Origin of the sequence: Bacillus sp. FJAT-49711 (assembly GCF_018343715.1) — a bacterium.
Lineage (GTDB): Bacteria > Bacillota > Bacilli > Bacillales > Bacillaceae_C > Lederbergia.
In genome coordinates this window covers 446,509-464,545 of the sequence record NZ_JAGYPL010000004.1, presented here as the reverse complement: position 1 = coordinate 464,545, position 18,037 = coordinate 446,509, and the positions used below count along the sequence as shown (strand labels likewise).

Here is an 18,037-nt window from a genome sequence, read left to right as displayed (position 1 = left end):
AGGCGGACGCTTTCTTACCTGTAGTCAAGTATTTTTCCTAACTTATTTTGTTGGGAAATGAAATTTAAGAACGGATAATTATCAATAGGCTGTTTGCGCAAACTTTGTTGCTTTTAACTAAGTAATGCGGAAGCTTGATTTCCGCTACAGTTGCTCGCTTTCCGCGGGGCGGGCGGTGAGCCTCCTCGGCGTAAACGCCTGTGGGGTCTCACCTGTCCCACTAATCCCGCAGGAGTCTCGCACTTTCGCTCCAATCAACCTTCAACAGGTTTTGCTTAAAAGCAACAATCTCCTGGAAAAGAACCAATAAATAAAAATACGTATGCCAAATAGACTTATCGAAAATCTGTTTTTTCACAATGTCTTTTGTGCTATAGTGAGATTATCCTGTTACTAACTTGCTTAAGACAATTCGTAGTTATACAGGATGCCGTGTTGAATAAGGTGAAATGCGACTTTCAGGAACTTATTCACACATGCTATTACGGCAACCTTATGATGCTTGTTCTGAGGTTGCTTTTTTAATTGATCATAATAATCTACAATCCGATTCTGTGACCTTTTTCGTTGGGAGATCATCGTCATTATCATGAAAAACAGGAGTTTCCGCAGCCTTCTATTCCCGCGTTTATTAATCCGATCTTGATGCTGAAGCTTTCCGGATTGATACCGTTGAATATCAATTCCCGCATACGCATTCACTTGTTTATGATTTTTAAAACGGTGAATATCCCCTAATTCAGCGATAATCTTGACGGCAGTCTGTGCTCCGATTCCCGGAAAAGATTTAAGTACTTGGAAATCGATCCGATCCCTGGAGAGATCCACCATTTGTTGAATCGTTTCTTTTTCCTGTTGTTTCAGTTCCACGATCCTTCTCGCAATTTGCCTTAGATGTTGGCAACGCACATCTGTTACCTTGATAGCTGAATGAGAATCTTCAAGAGCGGCGATTAACATTTCAGTCTATTCTTCCGCTTCTTTTACAGATATATTCTTTCGAGTTGCTTGTTTAACTTGATCAAGTATTTCCTTCTTTGATAGGCCTCGCAAATAATCAGGGTGCGGATAAAGCTGTACAATATTTAAAAATTGGATTGAGCTCTTCGAGAATACTTTTTCAAGCAGAGGAAAACTCATGGGCATCACTAATGTCTGTCTTATTTCTACGCATTGAGGTAGCCATTTGTAATTTAGCCTGTAAAGGATTAATTCGGCTGTAAAGATAGTTTTGTGCCTGAAGAAAACTTTCAAGTCCTTGCGAATAGACGCCAGTAGCCTCGAAAACAATCTGAGGTACTTCTCCATCTAGTTCCCTGAGTGATTCTAAACGTTTTTTTAATGATTCAAAGCCGGATACCGTGTGTTCTAACTCACCTTCATATTGACAATGTTGATTGCAGTCATACACAACCATCGTACTCTTCCCCATACTTACATCAAAAGCAATCACATGTCCCATCTTTCATTCTCCTAAAATCAACATTCATAGAAGTCTTCACATTGCCTTATCGATTCCACTTTCTTATACACGATCTCGAGGATCCAACATACTAAACTGATTCAAATAAGGCTGTGAAGTAAGTCGGTTTCCTTATACGGATTCAAAGATCCCAGCGTCCCCACGACTTTCCTTCACTCCTACTATAAAAAATAGTAGCACAAACCATGGCCTCGGTCTGTACAACTAATCTTAGTATGTTTCCGGGGGCGTGCGGTGAGCCTCCTCGTCGCTGCACTCCTGCGGGATCTCCACCTGTCACGCTAATCCCCCGACGGACAGGACGTCCAAGTGTCAGCTTTGGGGCCATAGGACGTGGCCGTCTCTAGCCGACCAGGAGTCGCCGCCTTCAGCTCCAATCAACGGTGCTAAAAATAAGCAATGAATTTTAAAAAAGACAACCCCATTTCCGCTTTCTGGAAACGAGGCTGTCCTTTTTAAATGCTATTCATTCCTAAATGTCATAGACAATCTTCACATTTGTTTATGGTGAAAGGGACATTCACCTTCGATTGGTTTTGCGTCATCTCCGATGAAGAATTGTTTCCATTCACGATGTTCAGGGTCGCCGTAGTGGCTGATGTTTGGATGTTTCGGGAGCTGGTCCCACTTTTCTACTCTCGCCCTTACCTTTTCACGGGACATGATCCCGCCTTTTGATGTACCTTCCAATCCTTCAAATATTCTCCGTGGCTGAAAACCAAGAATTAAGCTGTTTCCTAAATCTCTCGTCTTCCTTTGTTTATAGGCGGGAGTATTTCCAAAGATAAAAAAAGGCTCCTCTGAAAATATAAAATTCCATAAATGATGGTCTGGATCTTTAGGATAGTCTGTTGGCCACGGTTTATCATCTTGTTCATGCAAGTATTGAAGAATTCGCCAAAAATATTCACGATAATATTCGAGCGGCTTTTCTTCTTGTTCAGGCTCTACAAATAGAAAAAAGCCATGCCGAATCAATGGTTTTGTTGAATCAAAAAGCGAGATGAAGTCTCCCAATGTTTCAGGAAGTGTAGACCAATCATCATGAGTAATATAAGAGTAGCGAAGCTCATTTTTATTCTCTGCTGCCATGCCAAAAGTACAAGGGAATGTTTTGTTCGTTACGACTTGATGAAAATGATTGTATTCTTTTGCTACCCATTCAGGGACAATGTTTGGGTTGGACATCTCTTCTTTGGACATTAACATTACTATCACCTCATATTGCAATATTTACCCGGCTGGTTATAGATAAAACAATAAAAAATATATTGCAAAACTTTTCACATATTATGAATAAAGAGATATAATTACTTTGTACGATTCTAAGAAGTCATAATTATTAGAAGGGAAGTGTCTGTATTGATCAATGTAGCTTTATTAAGCAGATGGCATGTACATGCAGATGATTATGCAAGAAATGCCAAGGATAATAGTAATCTTTCCATTCAATTAGTATGGGATGAAGATGCAGAACGTGGGAAAAAATGGGCGGAAGAGCTTGGAGTCCCATTTGAAGCAGAGTTGGAAAATGTATTATCGAACGAAGATATTGATGCTGTTATAATTAGCACTCCTACGAATGTACATAAAGAAGTAATGATTGCAGCTGCAAATCATAAGAAACATATTTTCTCAGAAAAAGTGTTGGCGTTTTCAGTAGAGGATTGTGAGGAAATTTATCAAGCAGTAGAAGCAAATGGCGTTCATTTAATGCTTTCATTGCCGAGGCTGACAGAAAGCTATTATTTATATGCTCAAGAAGCATTGAACTCAGGAAAATTAGGTCAGTTGACAACCATTCGTTGCCGCTTCGCTCATAACGGAGCTGTTCCAATTGAAGGATCAACAAGCGGCTGGCTGCCAGAACGCTTTTTCAATAAAGAAGAATCAGGCGGTGGTGCATTAATCGACCTTGGTGCTCACCCAATTTATTTAACAAATCGCTTAGCTGGAAAGGCTGTTGCTGTACAAGCAAGATTACAGCAAACGAACGGACTTGGTGTTGATGATAATGCTGTCGTTCTAGTAGAATATGAATCTGGTACACTAGGTATCCTTGAGACGAGCTTTGTATCGAATGGAAGCCCTTTCCAACTTGAACTGTACGGTACGGAAGGAACCGTTTTATATGAAGATGGACAACTTAGAGTGACCGGCAAACATTTTGAAGGCTGGCAAACTCCAGAAGCGCCTGAAGCATTGCCGATGCCAATGGTACAGTGGACAGAATGGATTTTGAATGGTACAGCCCCTTCAATTACGAAGGATGACGCTATCCGTTTAACCGCTGTGAATGAGGCAGCTGCTCGTTCTCAACAAGAAGGAAAAAGAGTAGAATTGAATTAAACAAGGAGGGTCCATCTATTGTAGATGGGCTCTTTTTAATAGGTAAAGATTGTATAAATATTTAAGTCTATATTTTTTAATATAGGCTTTCAATGTCTAGCTCCGGCGTCTATCGACTAGCAAACCTCTTGCCCTTCTCCCTACGATAAGTCAACATCGGGGGGAATTTGAAGTACCAATTTCACTAGCTCGTTCCTCGCCGTGATTCCTTTATCTCAGTCGAAGGACAAAGAAGAAATTTCGACTAAATGCCGCCACGTCCTGTGGGCCTGTAAGTCGATGAGCAAGGCGCTTGCGCTTTTCTAATTATGGACAATTTTTGACAGAATGTTATTTTGTGATTGGTATCACAAAGTTTAATTTTGATTCCCTTTATATTGAAGATAGTAAAAAAGCTCTATACAAAATAAAGGGAGACGAAAACCATGAAAAAATTTCTTGGTGTAGGAATGTCAGTTGTATTGGTCGCTGGTGTGCTTGCTGGTTGTGGAGGGAATTCGTCTGAAAAGGTTACTAGTGGAGAGCACCATGTAAAAGCAGCAGCTAAAACGGAGCAGGAGGTATTTGGTCCGCATGAAGGACTAAATCAAAAAGCGATACCTGTAACATTTGAACGCATCGGAGAACATGAAGTAAATATCGGAATGACGGCACAAATCACAGATATCGAAATTGCCAAACACAAGTTTTACAAAGCATGGACCTTTAATGGAGAAGCACCTGGGCCGCTTCTAGTCGTAAATGAAGGAGATTTGATCCACTTTACTTTAGAAAATATGGATCCTGCGATTCCTCATAGTGTGGATATTCACGCGGTGCATACATCACCATCAAAGAATTTTGCAGATATCATGCCAAATGAACACGGAACATTTACGTATCCAGCTAATAATCCTGGTGTCTTCATGTACCATTGTGGAACAGATCCGGTATTATCACATATCGCAAATGGTATGCATGGCGTCATGATCGTAAAACCTAAGAAAGGCTACCCAACAGATGATCAAGTCGATCGCGAATTTGTCTTAATACAAAATGAATGGTACAAATACAACGACTTTGATGATTTTCTAAATGGGGACCCAAGCGAAGTCGTATTTTCAACAAAGGCATTAAAAGAAGGAGATCGCAATACAAACGGTGATACTTTTAGCTTAAAGGATGAACCGTTAGTAGCTAAAGTTGGTGAAAAAGTAAGAATCTATGTGAACAATGTAGGACCTAACCAAGTAAGCTCCTTCCACATTGTCGGCACGATTATGGATGATGTATATGTCGACGGAAATCCTGATAACCACTTTAAAGGAATGCAAACAGTATTACTTCCAGCAAGCGGTGGAGCCGTTGTTGAGTTCACTGTGACAGAGGAAGGCGAGTATGCAATCGTAACGCATCAATTCAACCATGCGAGCAAGGGTGCGGTAGCGAAGTTGCGGGTTGAAAAATAAGTAGTGGAAAGAGGATGGAATCTAATATGGATTTCATCCTTTTTTAGTGCGCTATTTTTAACAATCCAGCGAGAATTAACCTCAATTCTTGCTTGAATCTCAATTCCGGCTGAATGTTTATCAGTTATTTAAAAAGCCACATCAATTCAATGGAGATTTTCAGCAATAAATATAAAAAATTCCTCAATTTCACCTTTATAAAAACAAGGCGATCACATTATTGGACAAAGTGAAGGTTGGAAAGGAAAATCTGTCCAATATAATGATTATGATTGACAAAGTTTATGAAGGAAAGGAAAATTTGTCCAATATAAGGCTTATAATGGACAAAGTCCGACTTATAAAGGCGATCTTGTCTATCATAGATGCTATACTGAAATTTCGCTCATCCTTATGATAAAACGAGGAATCTTCAATTACTTTCTCTTTTTATGTGAAAAAAGCAAATTATGATACAATCAATAAAGAAAATTTGCGCGGAAAAGGAAGACAATAATGGCTAAAATTCAAGCACCAGTCAATAAAAATGATTATATAGATGTAATATTTGAAGATTTGACCCATGATGGCAACGGAGTAGCAAAGGTTGATGGATATCCGCTTTTTGTTCCGAATGGATTGCCAGGTGAAAAAGCAAAAATTAAAGTAATTAAGTTAAATAAGGGATATGGATTTGGACGATTAATTGAGCTTTATGAAGAAAGTAAGTATCGGGTTGAGCCGGTATGCCCGATTTATAAAGAATGTGGCGGCTGCCAGCTTCAACATTTGAGCTATGAAGGACAAATGATGGCTAAAGAAAAGCAAGTTCGCGACGTATTGGAGCGGATCGGAAAACTTGAAAATGTGCCCGTTCATCCAGCCTTAGGAATGGACGAGCCGTGGCGGTATCGGAATAAATCCCAAGTTCCAATAGGTGAGCATGAAGGTGGGCTAATCGGAGGATTTTATCAAAGAAGATCCCACGACATCATCGATATGGAAAAGTGTCTCATCCAAATGGAACAAAATGACGTAATCCTGCAAAGGGTTAAGGAGATTTGCAGTAAGTATGGTGTTAAAGCGTATAATGAACAAACTCATAAAGGGACTTTACGACATGTGATGGCACGTACTGGTAAAAAGACAGGTGAAATGATGATCGTCTTGATTACCCGTACGATAGATTTACCAAATCGTAAACAAATTGTAGAGGAAATCGTTAAGGCAATACCTGGCGTTAAGTCCATCGTGCAAAACGTTAATACCAAACGAACAAATGTGATTTTTGGTGACCAAACAACGGTCCTGTGGGGCGAAGAAGTCATTTATGATTATATTGGAGACATCAAGTTTGCCATTTCCGCACGTTCTTTTTATCAAGTGAATCCAGACCAAACGAAAGTCCTTTATGATAAGGCCTTGGAATATGCGAATCTGAGCGGAGAAGAAACCGTCATTGATGCATATTGTGGTATCGGCACCATCTCATTATTTTTAGCCCAAAAAGCAAAAAAAGTGTACGGAGTCGAAATTGTTCCAGAAGCAATTGAAGATGCAAAAAGGAATGCAGAACTAAACGGCATAGCAAATGTTGAATTTGCAGTTGGGGAAGCAGAAACCGTTATTCCAGACTGGTATAAACAAGGGATTCAAGCGGACGTTCTTGTAGTTGATCCACCACGTAAAGGCTGTGACCAGGCATTGCTTGATACGGTTATTAACATGAAACCGAAAAAGGTTGTGTATGTGTCTTGTAACCCTGCGACATTGGCAAGGGATTTGCGGATTTTGGAAGATGGGGGATATAAGACAGTGGAAGTGCAGCCGGTGGATATGTTTCCGCAGACTATGCATGTGGAGTGTGTGGCGTGGATACAACGGAAAACTATATAGAAATCCTTAGTTTTAAGCACTTTTATAAGCATTTCGTGTTTGTAGGAGAAGGTGAAAAAACGAGAAATAAAGTACTGAAAACCCACATTACCGTTTCAGTGGTAATTGATCTGGGGTGTGGGAATACAAGAGATAAATTATAAAATTCAATATAGGTGATATTAATTTTAACGGCGACAATAAGATAAGAAAATTTATTATCGCCGTTTTTCTATTTAAAAATAATGGATGATTTATCGATTTTGAAATCAGTGTAAACAAATTGAAGATTGTAGTAATAACCAATGTATTCAGATAAAATATCAAAGTGATCCAGTCATAAAAAGTTTAAATAATCCTTCATAAGGCAAAATTATTTGGATCATTGCTACTATTTCACTCTACTCTCACTGTAACCAAATAAAAAACAATATCATTGATTTAAAAGGGATTTCAGGAAGTGTTAGTGCTTAGAATATGATATGAAAAATTCTTGAAAATGTAATTTTTAATGCAAATCACAGTTTGAGTTATCACTATAAATAATTGATATCTTCAACAAAAGGGTAATGCACCCAAACAGACTAATTTCATCTCCTTATTAGAATCAATTTAGTATTTTTGATCCATAGAAATCGTATATGTGAAAGTGGAATGGATAAAGTTATGTGAAGGACCTTTATGAATAATTAATTGGAGAAGGTAAAATGAAACATATAGTCACGTTTGTGTAAGCAAAAGTACGTTGGTTATTAATAACCAAAAAAGCTGTATATTTGAAGATGAATAAGAGCGCTCTGAAGCGGATTTCGAAATTTTTCATAAGCGAATCGTATCGTTGGAACAACAGTATTCAGTTACAGATTTTAAACGAAGTTGTAATTGTTAATGCATTTAGTCCGGATTAGGTGTGGTATTACTTTTGTATAATTTTACTTTATTATATGTTAAAAACTCTTTTGTAAAAGATAATATTTGAAAAGTGCCCTCGTATTTTTTGCTTTACTATAATTAGTTTTCCCAAGATGGAGTAACAGAAGGAAAGAATTCAACTAATGAATATATGTTATAAATAGAGAAAAAAGGAGTTTTTATGTTCAAATTAAGAGAAAATATTATATTAAACATGATTACTGAAAATACCGCTATAAATATTGAAGAGAGTAATTATGATGAAATAATAAAAACCATTCAAAAAGTGATTATTGGACAATTACGTGATTTAAATGACAATGAAGAACTTATGAAAGAGTTTGGTCCATTTTTTGATATTAATTCTTTGAACTATACTTCATCTAAAATTATAGGAACAATAATTGAGGTTAACGGCTTTGATATTATCCCATTTGATTTCAGTTCATTTAGTAATAGAGATTTTAGAGACTTGCTAGATTTTATTGGTAAGGAAATAGACATACAGATTGAAAGGTATACTATCAATCATACAGCGGAAGAATTGTTGATAGAAGTTCTTAAGTTTGCAAGTGTTCTAAGTAGGTTGACATTCTTAGTATGCGCAGAGGATAGCGAAGGGATAAAATTGAATGAAAGTTTAGAAAACACTGCGTTTTGGTTGCGGATGATAGATAGGAGTAATATTGATGATATTAGGGGGATTATGGGAGAAATAAAAGGGTCGTTAGAGTGTGCTGTGGATTCAATTTTGTTAAATAAAGTGAAGTTTAGCGATGAAGCGACAAAGAAGCCAGTCGACTTTTTTAAAATCCTAACACTATATCATGCGAAAAACATACTCTATCAGATAGGTGAATCTATTCCAATATTAAGAAGTGATCGTAAGGATTTTAAATTAGACAAAGAAAAGGGTATTATGCTACCGGAAAAAATATTAGAGGCATTCTCTTTGTACAGTAATACAACAAAAGGTGAAAAGGTACGAGTGGAAAACGACTTCACTAAAAAACTATTTGATATTTTTAAAGAATCTCTAGGTTTTCAGCCAAAAGATATAATTAAATATGTTACTACAAATGAGGGAGAACGAGCATTTCGAATACTTGATAATTATGTAAGTATAGCTGATAAAGAATTATTATCTATTGATATAATGCTAAACCAAGAACTTACATCCCAGGGTGTGAGTAACTTAATGAATGTTTTTACACTAAACAAAGAGGAATTTTATAAACAAAATGATGCTGATAAAGATAAAAAGACGAAACATAATATGGGGAGTGCAAATAGTCGACTTTTTAGAACGCCAATAATTAGATTGGAAACAAAAATTCTTGTCCCGACTTATACATGGCTAGAATCTCTGAATTACCTATCCCTTAGAATATTGAATAGAGATATATACTCAGATATGGTTACTAATACATGGAATGAGTTAATTAAGAAATCTTATGATGAGTATGATCTTCCAGAATTGGAATTATTCCTTCATGAAAAGAATATCAATGCACAGATAAATATAGATTTAGCACAAATTCCAGAATTAAAAAAGGATATAAAATCTATAAAAAAAATGCCTCATGAAATAGACTTACTATATTTTGAGAAAAATTCACTTGTTATTATGGATTTAAAAAATTATGGTATTCAGCATAATTTTATGGATGTTAGAAAAGTTGTAGATAAAATTAATGAACAAAAAACAAAAATGAATAAGCTAAGGCAGTTTGTATTAGACAGAAAAAATGTTTTTGAGCAGATTTTGGAATCGGAATTTAATGAAGTCAATGTTGGAATTTTAACCGTCAATCCTACCGTATATCCATATATTCAAAAAGATGATAGTCTTGTAAAAGTTCTTTCTGTTCAGAGTTTTAAAGAGGGATTTGAGTAATTGAAAATCAAGATAGCTTTTTATAAATCATTCAAATACTTTGATTAATTCAAATCAAATTTTTAAAAATTGCAGCAAATTCCTAACAGGGTTTGAAGCGTCTTTTGTTATGAGGGAATTAATAACAAAAGTGATAAAAACCTCAAGTTTTTCCTTTCACTGTTGTTATTTCAATAATTGCTTTTAACGTCATTTGAAGGGTACTTACCGACAGATGGCGTTTTTTGTTGTTAAATTGGAGATGAAACTTTTGAATGATGACACGATTAAAAATGATAATAACACAAATTTAAAATTAGGAAGTTTATTTGATGGTATTGGTATATTTCCATTAGCTGCTTCTCGTTATAGGATTCAACCAATATGGGCAAGTGAAATTGAAAAAGCTCCCATATCTATTACGAAACGACATTTTCCAAACATCCATCATTTAGGAGATATTGCAAAAGTAAAAGGTGGAGAAATTCCACCTGTTCATATCATTACATTTGGTTCCCCTTGTCAAAACTTATCCAATATTGGTAAACGAGAAGGTCTTACAGGAAGTCAATCTGGTTTATTTTATCATGCAATCCGAATTATATAAGAAATGAGGTGTGCAACGAATGGAACATATCCAGTTATCGCTGTTTGGGAAAACGTCATAAGAGCTTTTTCATCAAATAAAAGGCTGGTTTTTAAGGCCGTGCTTGAATTGTTCACAAATACCGAAATTCCAATGCCTGTTTCTGAAGTCTGGGCAAACGCTGGAATGGTCCGAGGGAATGATGTTGATGTCGCTTGGCGATTGTTGGATGCCCAATATTGGGGAAGGCCCACACTTGCTCAAAGAAGAAGACGTATCTTCCTCGTGGCAGATTTTGGAGGAAGACGTGCCACAGAAACATTATTTAAAGCCCGCAATTTGCAATCGGTTTTTACGTCTTGCGGAGAGAGCAGGCTGTCCTCCGCCATTACCAGTAGAATATCTACTCAAAAAGCGAGGGGGAAAATACCCATCGTCCGACCTTTTCAAGAAAGACGAATGCGAAGTACAGACAAAGAAAGAAAAGAAAAGAAAATGGGTTTCATGGAAGTTTCGGAAGAACAGGAGATCCTTTTCCAACTTTACTCGCAGGATCCGTGAATTATTTTTCATTTTGGTACGAAGGAGAAGAAAATGATGGATTTATTCGTCAACTTACCCCATTAGAATGTGAACGATTGATGGGATTACCAGAGGGCTGGACAGCCCTTGGGAATAAAGATGAATCTATAAGTGATTATGCTAGATACAAAGCGATTGCAGTACCATGTGCGGAATATATTATGGCTGGTATTGCAGAAGTATTATAGATAAACAAACTAACGTGTGACAAATTCTATCTGTCATGCTTTTTTTATTGGCTAAATCAAGGGGGAGTGTGGTTTCTTTGGAAGAAAATGAAGCAAAAGTGATGGATTGGATTGACGATCATTTTGTTTTAAATGAGATAGAGATTGAAGACTTACCGTTTTTTTCTCATGGGAAATAGGTATGTGATAAAAATGGAGAAACCATGGTTGTCTTTTGGTGTGTGATTTTTATGGACGAGTGGATTATCGTTTTCAAGAAGCGTAAGGAGTTGTGATGTTAAATGAGTAACTCTCGTTCTCCGCCTTAATTGATAAGTGAAATTAGGTCATTCAAAATATAAAAATATTTTTATACAGTTTAAAATACAATACTATTATTATTGTTTGTTATGAAGATAAATATTTCTATTGTATAAGTTTTATTTAAGCTGAAATGCAGGGACGTTTTTGTGTTAAATCTATTAATAGTAAGTTTGGATCGGAAAAGTGTTGTAAAAGGTCAACCTAAATGGTATGATACTTCTAAACTACATAGTTAGGAGTGTCTCTAATGGCTATCGCTACCGATATGGAACAAATCGTTATAGAAGGTATTTTACATGCAATGTCGATTACTGGTAAAGATGTTGTAGATGATTTTGAAGAAGCAATTTCAAAAAGTAATAAAAATGGATTACATGCTAGTGTATGGGCAAGAAGAAGTGACGACTTGGAAGCTCAATTTAGCAAATTCGATGAAATAGAAGTTTTTCATATTAAAAGGACAAGCCTTTGGCAAATTGATCCTGTTTTTGATCGTAGTAATGGTGTATTATATCTATTGTTTTCCGATATTAATTTGTCTCAAGTCAAAAATAAATATATTAAACAAGGAAAAAATTCCCATTATTCAGTTAGTTTTTTGCTGAAAAACATAGGTTTGTTACCGATGGAGGAGAATGAACAATTAGAGCTCGTTCCTATTGATGATGAGACAATCGAGGAACTAAATAATAAAAGACAAAAAGATATTGAAAAAATGATTGGAAAAGATGCTACCAATATAAAAAAGGTGAAAATGGTAAGCGTCACTTACCATGAAGATGAAGCAATCGCAGCGTTATTGCAAGAATATACTTCTGATTTTTTACTGTCGAGTGAGTGGGATATTTCTGATTTATTGGATACTCAATATTTTGGCGATAACATTATGAGTGATAATACAAGTGATTCTGTTGAGTCAACACAGTCACTAGTAACATTAAAAGATATAACTAAAACTATAGATGATTAAGTAATTAGAGAGAGTGGTATACAATGACAATATCTTTCAATGGAGATAGATTGAAGGAAGCGCGTCGTTTTAGACAAATGTCTATACCCCAACTAGCAGATAGAGTTGGAGTATCAAAACAAATGATTTCGAAATATGAGCATAACGATGCTCAGCCAAGTGCTAAAACATATCAAAAATTAATATTTGCACTTGGTTTTCCATTAAAATATTTTCAACAAGATGATGAATTTACTTACAACGAATTAGGTACATTTTATAGAAGTAGACTAACATCAACACAATCTGAAAAAAAACCGAGCGAAATGTTAAAAAAGTATTTAGCTGTATTAGCTAATTTCTTTGAAAACTATGTTAATTTTCCGACTTTGAGAGAGTTGGAATTATCGGAAAAGCCAGCTGAAGCTGCAAAGCAACTTCGCAAAAAATGGGAATTAGGGGATAAGCCAATCAAGAATATGCTTCACTTGCTTGAATTACATGGATTTCAAGTTGCAGCAATAAATTCTCAATCTGAAAAAGTAGATGCTTTTGGTAGTCAAACAAAGGTGAATGGAAAAAATTATTATTGCATTTTAATTGACCAAGATAATAATTCTTTTTTTCGTCAACAATTTAGTTTGGCACATGAATTAGCTCATTGGGTATTACATTCAGAAAAAGTAAATCCCCAAGAGCTAAATCCACAAGAATATCGCGAAATGGAGAAGGAGGCGAATATTTTTGCGTCTAACTTTTTATTACCTTCGGAAGCCTTTTGTGAAGATATAAAAGGATATGAAGATAACTTAGATGCGTACCTTAATCTAAAATCAAAGTGGAAAGTTTCTGCTGCTAGCATGGTATATCGAGCAAAAAGTCTAGGATTAGTATCTTCAGAGCAGTATCTACGATTGCAAAAAAGGATGAGTTCAAGAGGATGGAAAAGAAGCGAACCATTTGATACCGTTCATCCTATATCTAAACCTACTGTTATGAAGCAGGCTTTTGAATTACTAGAACAAGCAGGTATTATCGGAGAAAGCTCTCTTTCAGATTTGTTGGAAAGGAAATACAGAATTAGTCTGCCGAATGATATTTTGGCAGAATTATTAGGAATTCCATTGGAAAAGTTAACAGACAATAATAGAGGGAAAATTGTTCAAATGAGAAGAGATTAAATATTGAAAGTTGAAATGGTATTTAGTAATTGGGAGTAAAAATATAGGAGTATAAAAAATAAAACCTTTATTATGTCTTAGATATGTGAGGTGATTAAATTTGGTAAAACATAGTGGCGGAAAAGTAGGTAAGGCTGGTAAAACGCTCGCTTCAAAAAATAGCAGTAAATCTGCGAAATCTAAAGCGGGTAAAACTTTAAAAAGTCATCAAGATAAAAAGCATTAAATAATAATAATCCTTGTAAAACGCAGGGATTCTTTATTATTCCATCATTAAAAAATTCTATATTTTTAACTCTTAGTGTGATTTAGAATCATTTAAGAACAACTCTAATCCCCTTTTAACAGGCTAAATCCTGAAAAAGGGGATTTTGGTATTTTTAAAGAGAAAGTTAAAAAAGAAAAGAGGTAATGAGCGATGGAGCTTAAATATGTTATTCCGAACATGGAAAAAACCTTTGGTAATTTAGAATATGCTGGTGAGGGTAAGGTGGAACAACGTCGTATTAATGGGTGCATGACAACATTGTCACACAGTTATAACTTGTATTCCGATATTCAACGTGCGGATGATATTGAGGTAATCTTGCCACAAGAAGCAGGAGAGAAACTTTTTGAACATGAGGAAAAAGTTAAATTAGTCAATGCAAGAATTACCGCAGAAGGTTATAAAATTGGTGATCGTGGTTTTACAAAATATATTTTACATGCAGATGACATGGTAAAAGCATAGGGAGGAAAAAGAGATGAGATTAGCACAAGGAATTGTGATTGATAAAGAGAAGACATTTGGGTTATTAAAGTTTTCTTCATTACGTCGGGAAGTGTTTCTTCAAAATGAAGATGGAACGGTATCATCTGAAGTAAAAGAACGCACATATGACTTAAAGTCTCGAGAACAAGGGCAAATGATTCAAGTAAGTATTCCTGCTTCTGTTGCATTGAAAGACTTTGATTATAATGCAGAAGTGGAACTAATTAATCCCGTTGTTGATACTGTTGCAAATGCTACGTTTCGTGGTGCGGACGTGGATTGGTATATCAAGGCAGATGATTTAATTCTAAAAGGGAAAGTAGCGGAACCAAGCAGTAACAATCAAAAATCCACACCTAACAAGGATAAATAATGAAATTTTACCGAAAAAGAGGGAAGCGAATACGACCTGGTGACGCATCTCTCTTTTTTCAATTTATCTTCTTTGGACTGTTTGTTGTATGGTTCGCTTTCTTTATCTCTTTTCATGTAAAGTTTTTGTTTTCGGCAACGTGGGAACTTGATCCGATTCAAACACATTTTATGAGTATGTATGGGTTAACTTCATTAGTGATTAGTTTGGTGATGGTATCTGTATATGCTTTTGTTTATTATCGGTATCGTTATAACCATTTAAAACAGATTATTCATCGGCAAAAGCCCGCAAAAATGATTTTAGAAAATCAGTGGTATGAAACAAAACAAGTTACGAAAGAAGGGTTTTTCAAAGATATACCATCTAGTAAAGCGAATGAAAAAATTAGCCATTTTCCAAAGATGTATTATCGGTATGAAAAAGGGATGATTCATATTCAAGTAGAAATTACACTTGGCAAATATCAAGAGCCACTTTTAAATTTGGAAAAGAAATTAGAAAGTGGTCTGTATTGTGAATTAGTTTCCAAAGAATTACATGATTCCTATGTAGAGTATGTGCTTTTCTATGACATGATTGCGAATCGCATTTCGATTGATGAAGTAATCGCACAAAATGGTAGCTTAAAGCTAATGGACTCGATGTATTGGGAATATGATAAACTTCCGCATATGTTAATTGCTGGTGGAACAGGTGGTGGGAAAACCTACTTTATTTTAACTTTGATTGAAGCGTTATTAAAAACAGATGCAAAGTTGTATATTTTAGATCCCAAAAATGCTGATTTAGCAGATTTAGCCACTGTTATGCCTGATGTGTATTATAAAAAGGAAGACATGATGGCATGTATTGACCAATTTTATGAGGATATGATTGCTCGTAGTGAAGAAATGAAACAGATGCCTAACTATAAGACAGGAGAAAACTATGCTTATTTAGGCTTATCTCAGAACTTTTTAGTCTTTGATGAATATGTAGCATTTATGGAAATGCTTGTTTCTAAGGAAAATACGGCGGTGTTAACTAAACTGAAACAGATTGTTATGTTAGGACGACAAGCAGGATTTTTCCTTATTCTCGCCTGTCAGCGACCAGAAGCAAAATATCTTGGGGATGGCATTCGAGATCAGTTTAATTTTCGGGTTGCTTTAGGTCGTATGAGTGAACTTGGATATGGCATGATGTTTGGAAGCGATGTGCAAAAGCAATTTTTCTTAAAACAGATTAAAGGGCGAGGCTATGTCGATAAAGGGGATAATGTCATTTCTGAATTTTACACACCACTAGTCCCTAAAGAACATGATTTTTTAAACGAAATTGCTAAACTGACTCGCTAAAGGCTGCCCAGTGCGGCGGCGTGCGAAGCGAAAGCCGACGTACTGGGCTAAGCCTGCGTGGCGATAGCCACGCCTTAACCCCCCATTTCTAACAGGGGGGTAGAAAAACAATAAGAAACTATTTCAAAAGCACAGAAACCCTGATGCATCAAGGGTTTAGGTCATGTTACGAAGATGTCAGCTTTTAGCCCTTAGTTGACATCTTTTTTCTGTTGGGAGGAATGCACATGAATGAAGTACCTTGGTATCAACAATTAAAAGAAAAACGATTGGCATATGGCGTATCGCAAAACAAATTAGCGGTACATGTGGGAATTTCAAGACAATATATTAGTGAGATTGAAACAGGAAAAATGACACCGACTCAAACCTTACAACAGGCGATGTTCGATATATTAGAACAATTTAATCCAGAAGCGCCTTTGGAAATCTTATTTGATTATGTGCGAATACGTTTTTTAACAACGAACCCGAAGCCAGTTATTGAAGAAATCTTACGGTTAAAAATGGAGTATATGATCCATGAGGATTATGCGTTTTATTCTTACATGGAACAATATGTCTTTAGCGACATTGTCGTTATGGTTTCGCCAGATGAGGATAAAGGCTGTTTACTTGAACTGAAAGGAAAAGGATGTCGGCAATTTGAAAATTTCCTACTAGCTTAACAACGTACATGGTTTGATTTTTTCATGGATGTATTTCGAGTAAATGGTGTCTTTAAACGAGTTGACCTTGCGATCAATGATAAGACAGGCATATTGGATATTCCGTTTCTAACGAACAAATGTAGAACTGAAGAATGTATTTCGGTTTTTCGCAGCTTTAAAAGTTATCGTTCTGGCGAATTGGTTCATGGAGAAGAAAAACGTGATATGGGAAATACGTTATATATTGGCTCTTTAAAAAGCGATGTTTATTTTTGTGCCTATGAAAAGGATTACGAACAATACGTGAAACACGGTGCATCACTTGAAGATACGGACATTAAAAATCGGTTTGAAATTCGATTAAAAAATGATCGTGCGTATCATGCGGTTGTTGATTTAATGACGTATGAAGATGTGGGGCGAACTGCTTTTTCTATTATTAATCGGTATATTCGATTTGTCGATAAAGACGAGAAAAAACGTCGAAGCAGTTGGCCAATGAATGCAGAGTGGCAGCGTTTTTTAGATTTAGGTGAAAATAGAAAAATTTATTTAACAACAAAACCTGAACCTTACACATTTGATAAAACACTTAGATGGTTGGCTCGACAAGTCGCTCCTACTTGGAAATTGGCAACTAAACTAGATGAAATCAATCAAACGACCGTGATTAAAGATATGTTAGATCAAGCGAAATTAACCAAACGTCATCAACAATTATTGATGCAACAGGCACTTGAAACAGAGGATGTCATTAAATGATAGATTGGAGGACTGCCATGAAACTATTAAAATACATTTTTATTACAATCTTGGGCGGTATCGTTTTATGGTTTTTCGAATGTTTGCGTCAAGTGACAAAATATTAGAACGTGGAAGGAGTAATGTAAGATGAACTTTGGACAAAATTTGTATAACTGATTTTTAAGTAATGCACAGTCTTTAGTATTAATGGCGATTGTTGTGATAGGTATTTATTTAGGCTTTAAACGAGAATTCTCCAAATTGATTGGATTTTTAATTGTTGCGTTGGTTGCAGTAGGATTGGTCTTTAATGCAAGTGGAGTAAAAGATGTATTGTTAAACTTGTTTAATCGAATTATAGGGGCTTAAATTATACCGTTTTTTTGCGGAAGATAAGTGGTCTTCTTATGTTTTGTGAAAAAATGGTGCACCAAACGGTAGTGCGGTAGGGGAAATAGGCTTGCT

General features: G+C 35.9%; 13 protein-coding genes and 3 pseudogenes. 14 read left to right on the top strand and 2 right to left on the bottom strand.

All coding sequences use genetic code 11. The annotated features are described in order from the left end of the window. Nucleotides 1–402: 402 nt before the first annotated feature. Both KHA96_RS19875 and KHA96_RS19870 read right to left on the bottom strand, forming a co-directional pair. Nucleotides 403–1,462, bottom strand: a pseudogene (locus KHA96_RS19875) (IS110 family transposase). A gap of 513 nt (nucleotides 1,463–1,975) precedes the next feature. Next, the gene (locus KHA96_RS19870; protein ID WP_213131035.1) at nucleotides 1,976–2,692 is read right to left on the bottom strand and encodes a YqcI/YcgG family protein; all 717 of its coding nucleotides are present in this window, start codon (nucleotides 2,690–2,692) and stop codon (nucleotides 1,976–1,978) included. A 144-nt stretch (nucleotides 2,693–2,836) separates the two neighbouring features. On the opposite strand from KHA96_RS19870, the gene KHA96_RS19865 reads away from it, so the two are divergent. From KHA96_RS19865 to KHA96_RS19805, 14 genes and pseudogenes are all read left to right on the top strand, one after another. Beyond that, entirely contained in the window at nucleotides 2,837–3,832 is a 996-nt protein-coding gene (locus KHA96_RS19865; RefSeq protein WP_349305806.1) for a Gfo/Idh/MocA family protein, read from the top strand. A gap of 425 nt (nucleotides 3,833–4,257) precedes the next feature. Further along, nucleotides 4,258–5,280, top strand: a complete 1,023-nt coding sequence (locus tag KHA96_RS19860; protein ID WP_213131033.1) for a multicopper oxidase domain-containing protein — start codon at nucleotides 4,258–4,260, stop codon at nucleotides 5,278–5,280. Between the two features lie 495 nt (nucleotides 5,281–5,775). Next, nucleotides 5,776–7,155: a 23S rRNA (uracil(1939)-C(5))-methyltransferase RlmD gene (gene rlmD, locus KHA96_RS19855; protein ID WP_213131032.1), complete on the top strand. Its 1,380-nt coding sequence runs from the start codon at nucleotides 5,776–5,778 to the stop codon at nucleotides 7,153–7,155. A gap of 1,072 nt (nucleotides 7,156–8,227) precedes the next feature. Continuing rightward, nucleotides 8,228–9,943, top strand: coding sequence for a hypothetical protein (locus KHA96_RS19850; RefSeq protein WP_213131031.1), 1,716 nt, complete (start codon nucleotides 8,228–8,230; stop codon nucleotides 9,941–9,943). A 241-nt stretch (nucleotides 9,944–10,184) separates the two neighbouring features. Continuing rightward, nucleotides 10,185–10,529: a DNA cytosine methyltransferase gene (locus tag KHA96_RS23180; RefSeq protein ID WP_249315815.1), complete on the top strand. Its 345-nt coding sequence runs from the start codon at nucleotides 10,185–10,187 to the stop codon at nucleotides 10,527–10,529. A 380-nt stretch (nucleotides 10,530–10,909) separates the two neighbouring features. Next, entirely contained in the window at nucleotides 10,910–11,278 is a 369-nt protein-coding gene (locus KHA96_RS23415; RefSeq protein ID WP_349305816.1) for a DNA cytosine methyltransferase, read from the top strand. A 550-nt stretch (nucleotides 11,279–11,828) separates the two neighbouring features. Beyond that, nucleotides 11,829–12,551 carry a DUF5986 family protein gene (locus tag KHA96_RS19835; protein WP_213131030.1) on the top strand — a complete coding sequence of 241 codons (723 nt, stop codon included), beginning with the start codon at nucleotides 11,829–11,831 and terminating at the stop codon, nucleotides 12,549–12,551. 23 nt (nucleotides 12,552–12,574) lie between these two features. Beyond that, nucleotides 12,575–13,711, top strand: a complete 1,137-nt coding sequence (locus tag KHA96_RS19830) for a helix-turn-helix domain-containing protein (protein WP_213131029.1) — start codon at nucleotides 12,575–12,577, stop codon at nucleotides 13,709–13,711. Nucleotides 13,712–13,811: 100 nt separating this feature from the next. After that, nucleotides 13,812–13,937, top strand: a complete 126-nt coding sequence (locus KHA96_RS23315; RefSeq protein WP_283248477.1) for a hypothetical protein — start codon at nucleotides 13,812–13,814, stop codon at nucleotides 13,935–13,937. A 192-nt stretch (nucleotides 13,938–14,129) separates the two neighbouring features. After that, the gene (locus tag KHA96_RS19825) at nucleotides 14,130–14,444 is read left to right on the top strand and encodes a YdcP family protein (RefSeq protein WP_213131028.1); all 315 of its coding nucleotides are present in this window, start codon (nucleotides 14,130–14,132) and stop codon (nucleotides 14,442–14,444) included. A 13-nt stretch (nucleotides 14,445–14,457) separates the two neighbouring features. Further along, on the top strand, nucleotides 14,458–14,838 hold the full coding sequence (locus tag KHA96_RS19820; protein ID WP_213131027.1) for a YdcP family protein: 381 nt from the start codon (nucleotides 14,458–14,460) through the stop codon (nucleotides 14,836–14,838). Then, nucleotides 14,838–16,178 (top strand): FtsK/SpoIIIE domain-containing protein, encoded by a 1,341-nt coding sequence (locus KHA96_RS19815; RefSeq protein WP_213131026.1) that lies wholly within the window; start codon nucleotides 14,838–14,840, stop codon nucleotides 16,176–16,178. Before KHA96_RS19820 ends, KHA96_RS19815 begins: the two co-directional genes overlap by 1 nt. Before the next feature lie 212 nt (nucleotides 16,179–16,390). Continuing rightward, nucleotides 16,391–17,590 (top strand): annotated as a pseudogene (gene mobT / locus KHA96_RS19810) (MobT family relaxase). A 129-nt stretch (nucleotides 17,591–17,719) separates the two neighbouring features. Continuing rightward, nucleotides 17,720–17,941, top strand: a pseudogene (locus KHA96_RS19805) (hypothetical protein). Nucleotides 17,942–18,037: the final 96 nt, after the last annotated feature.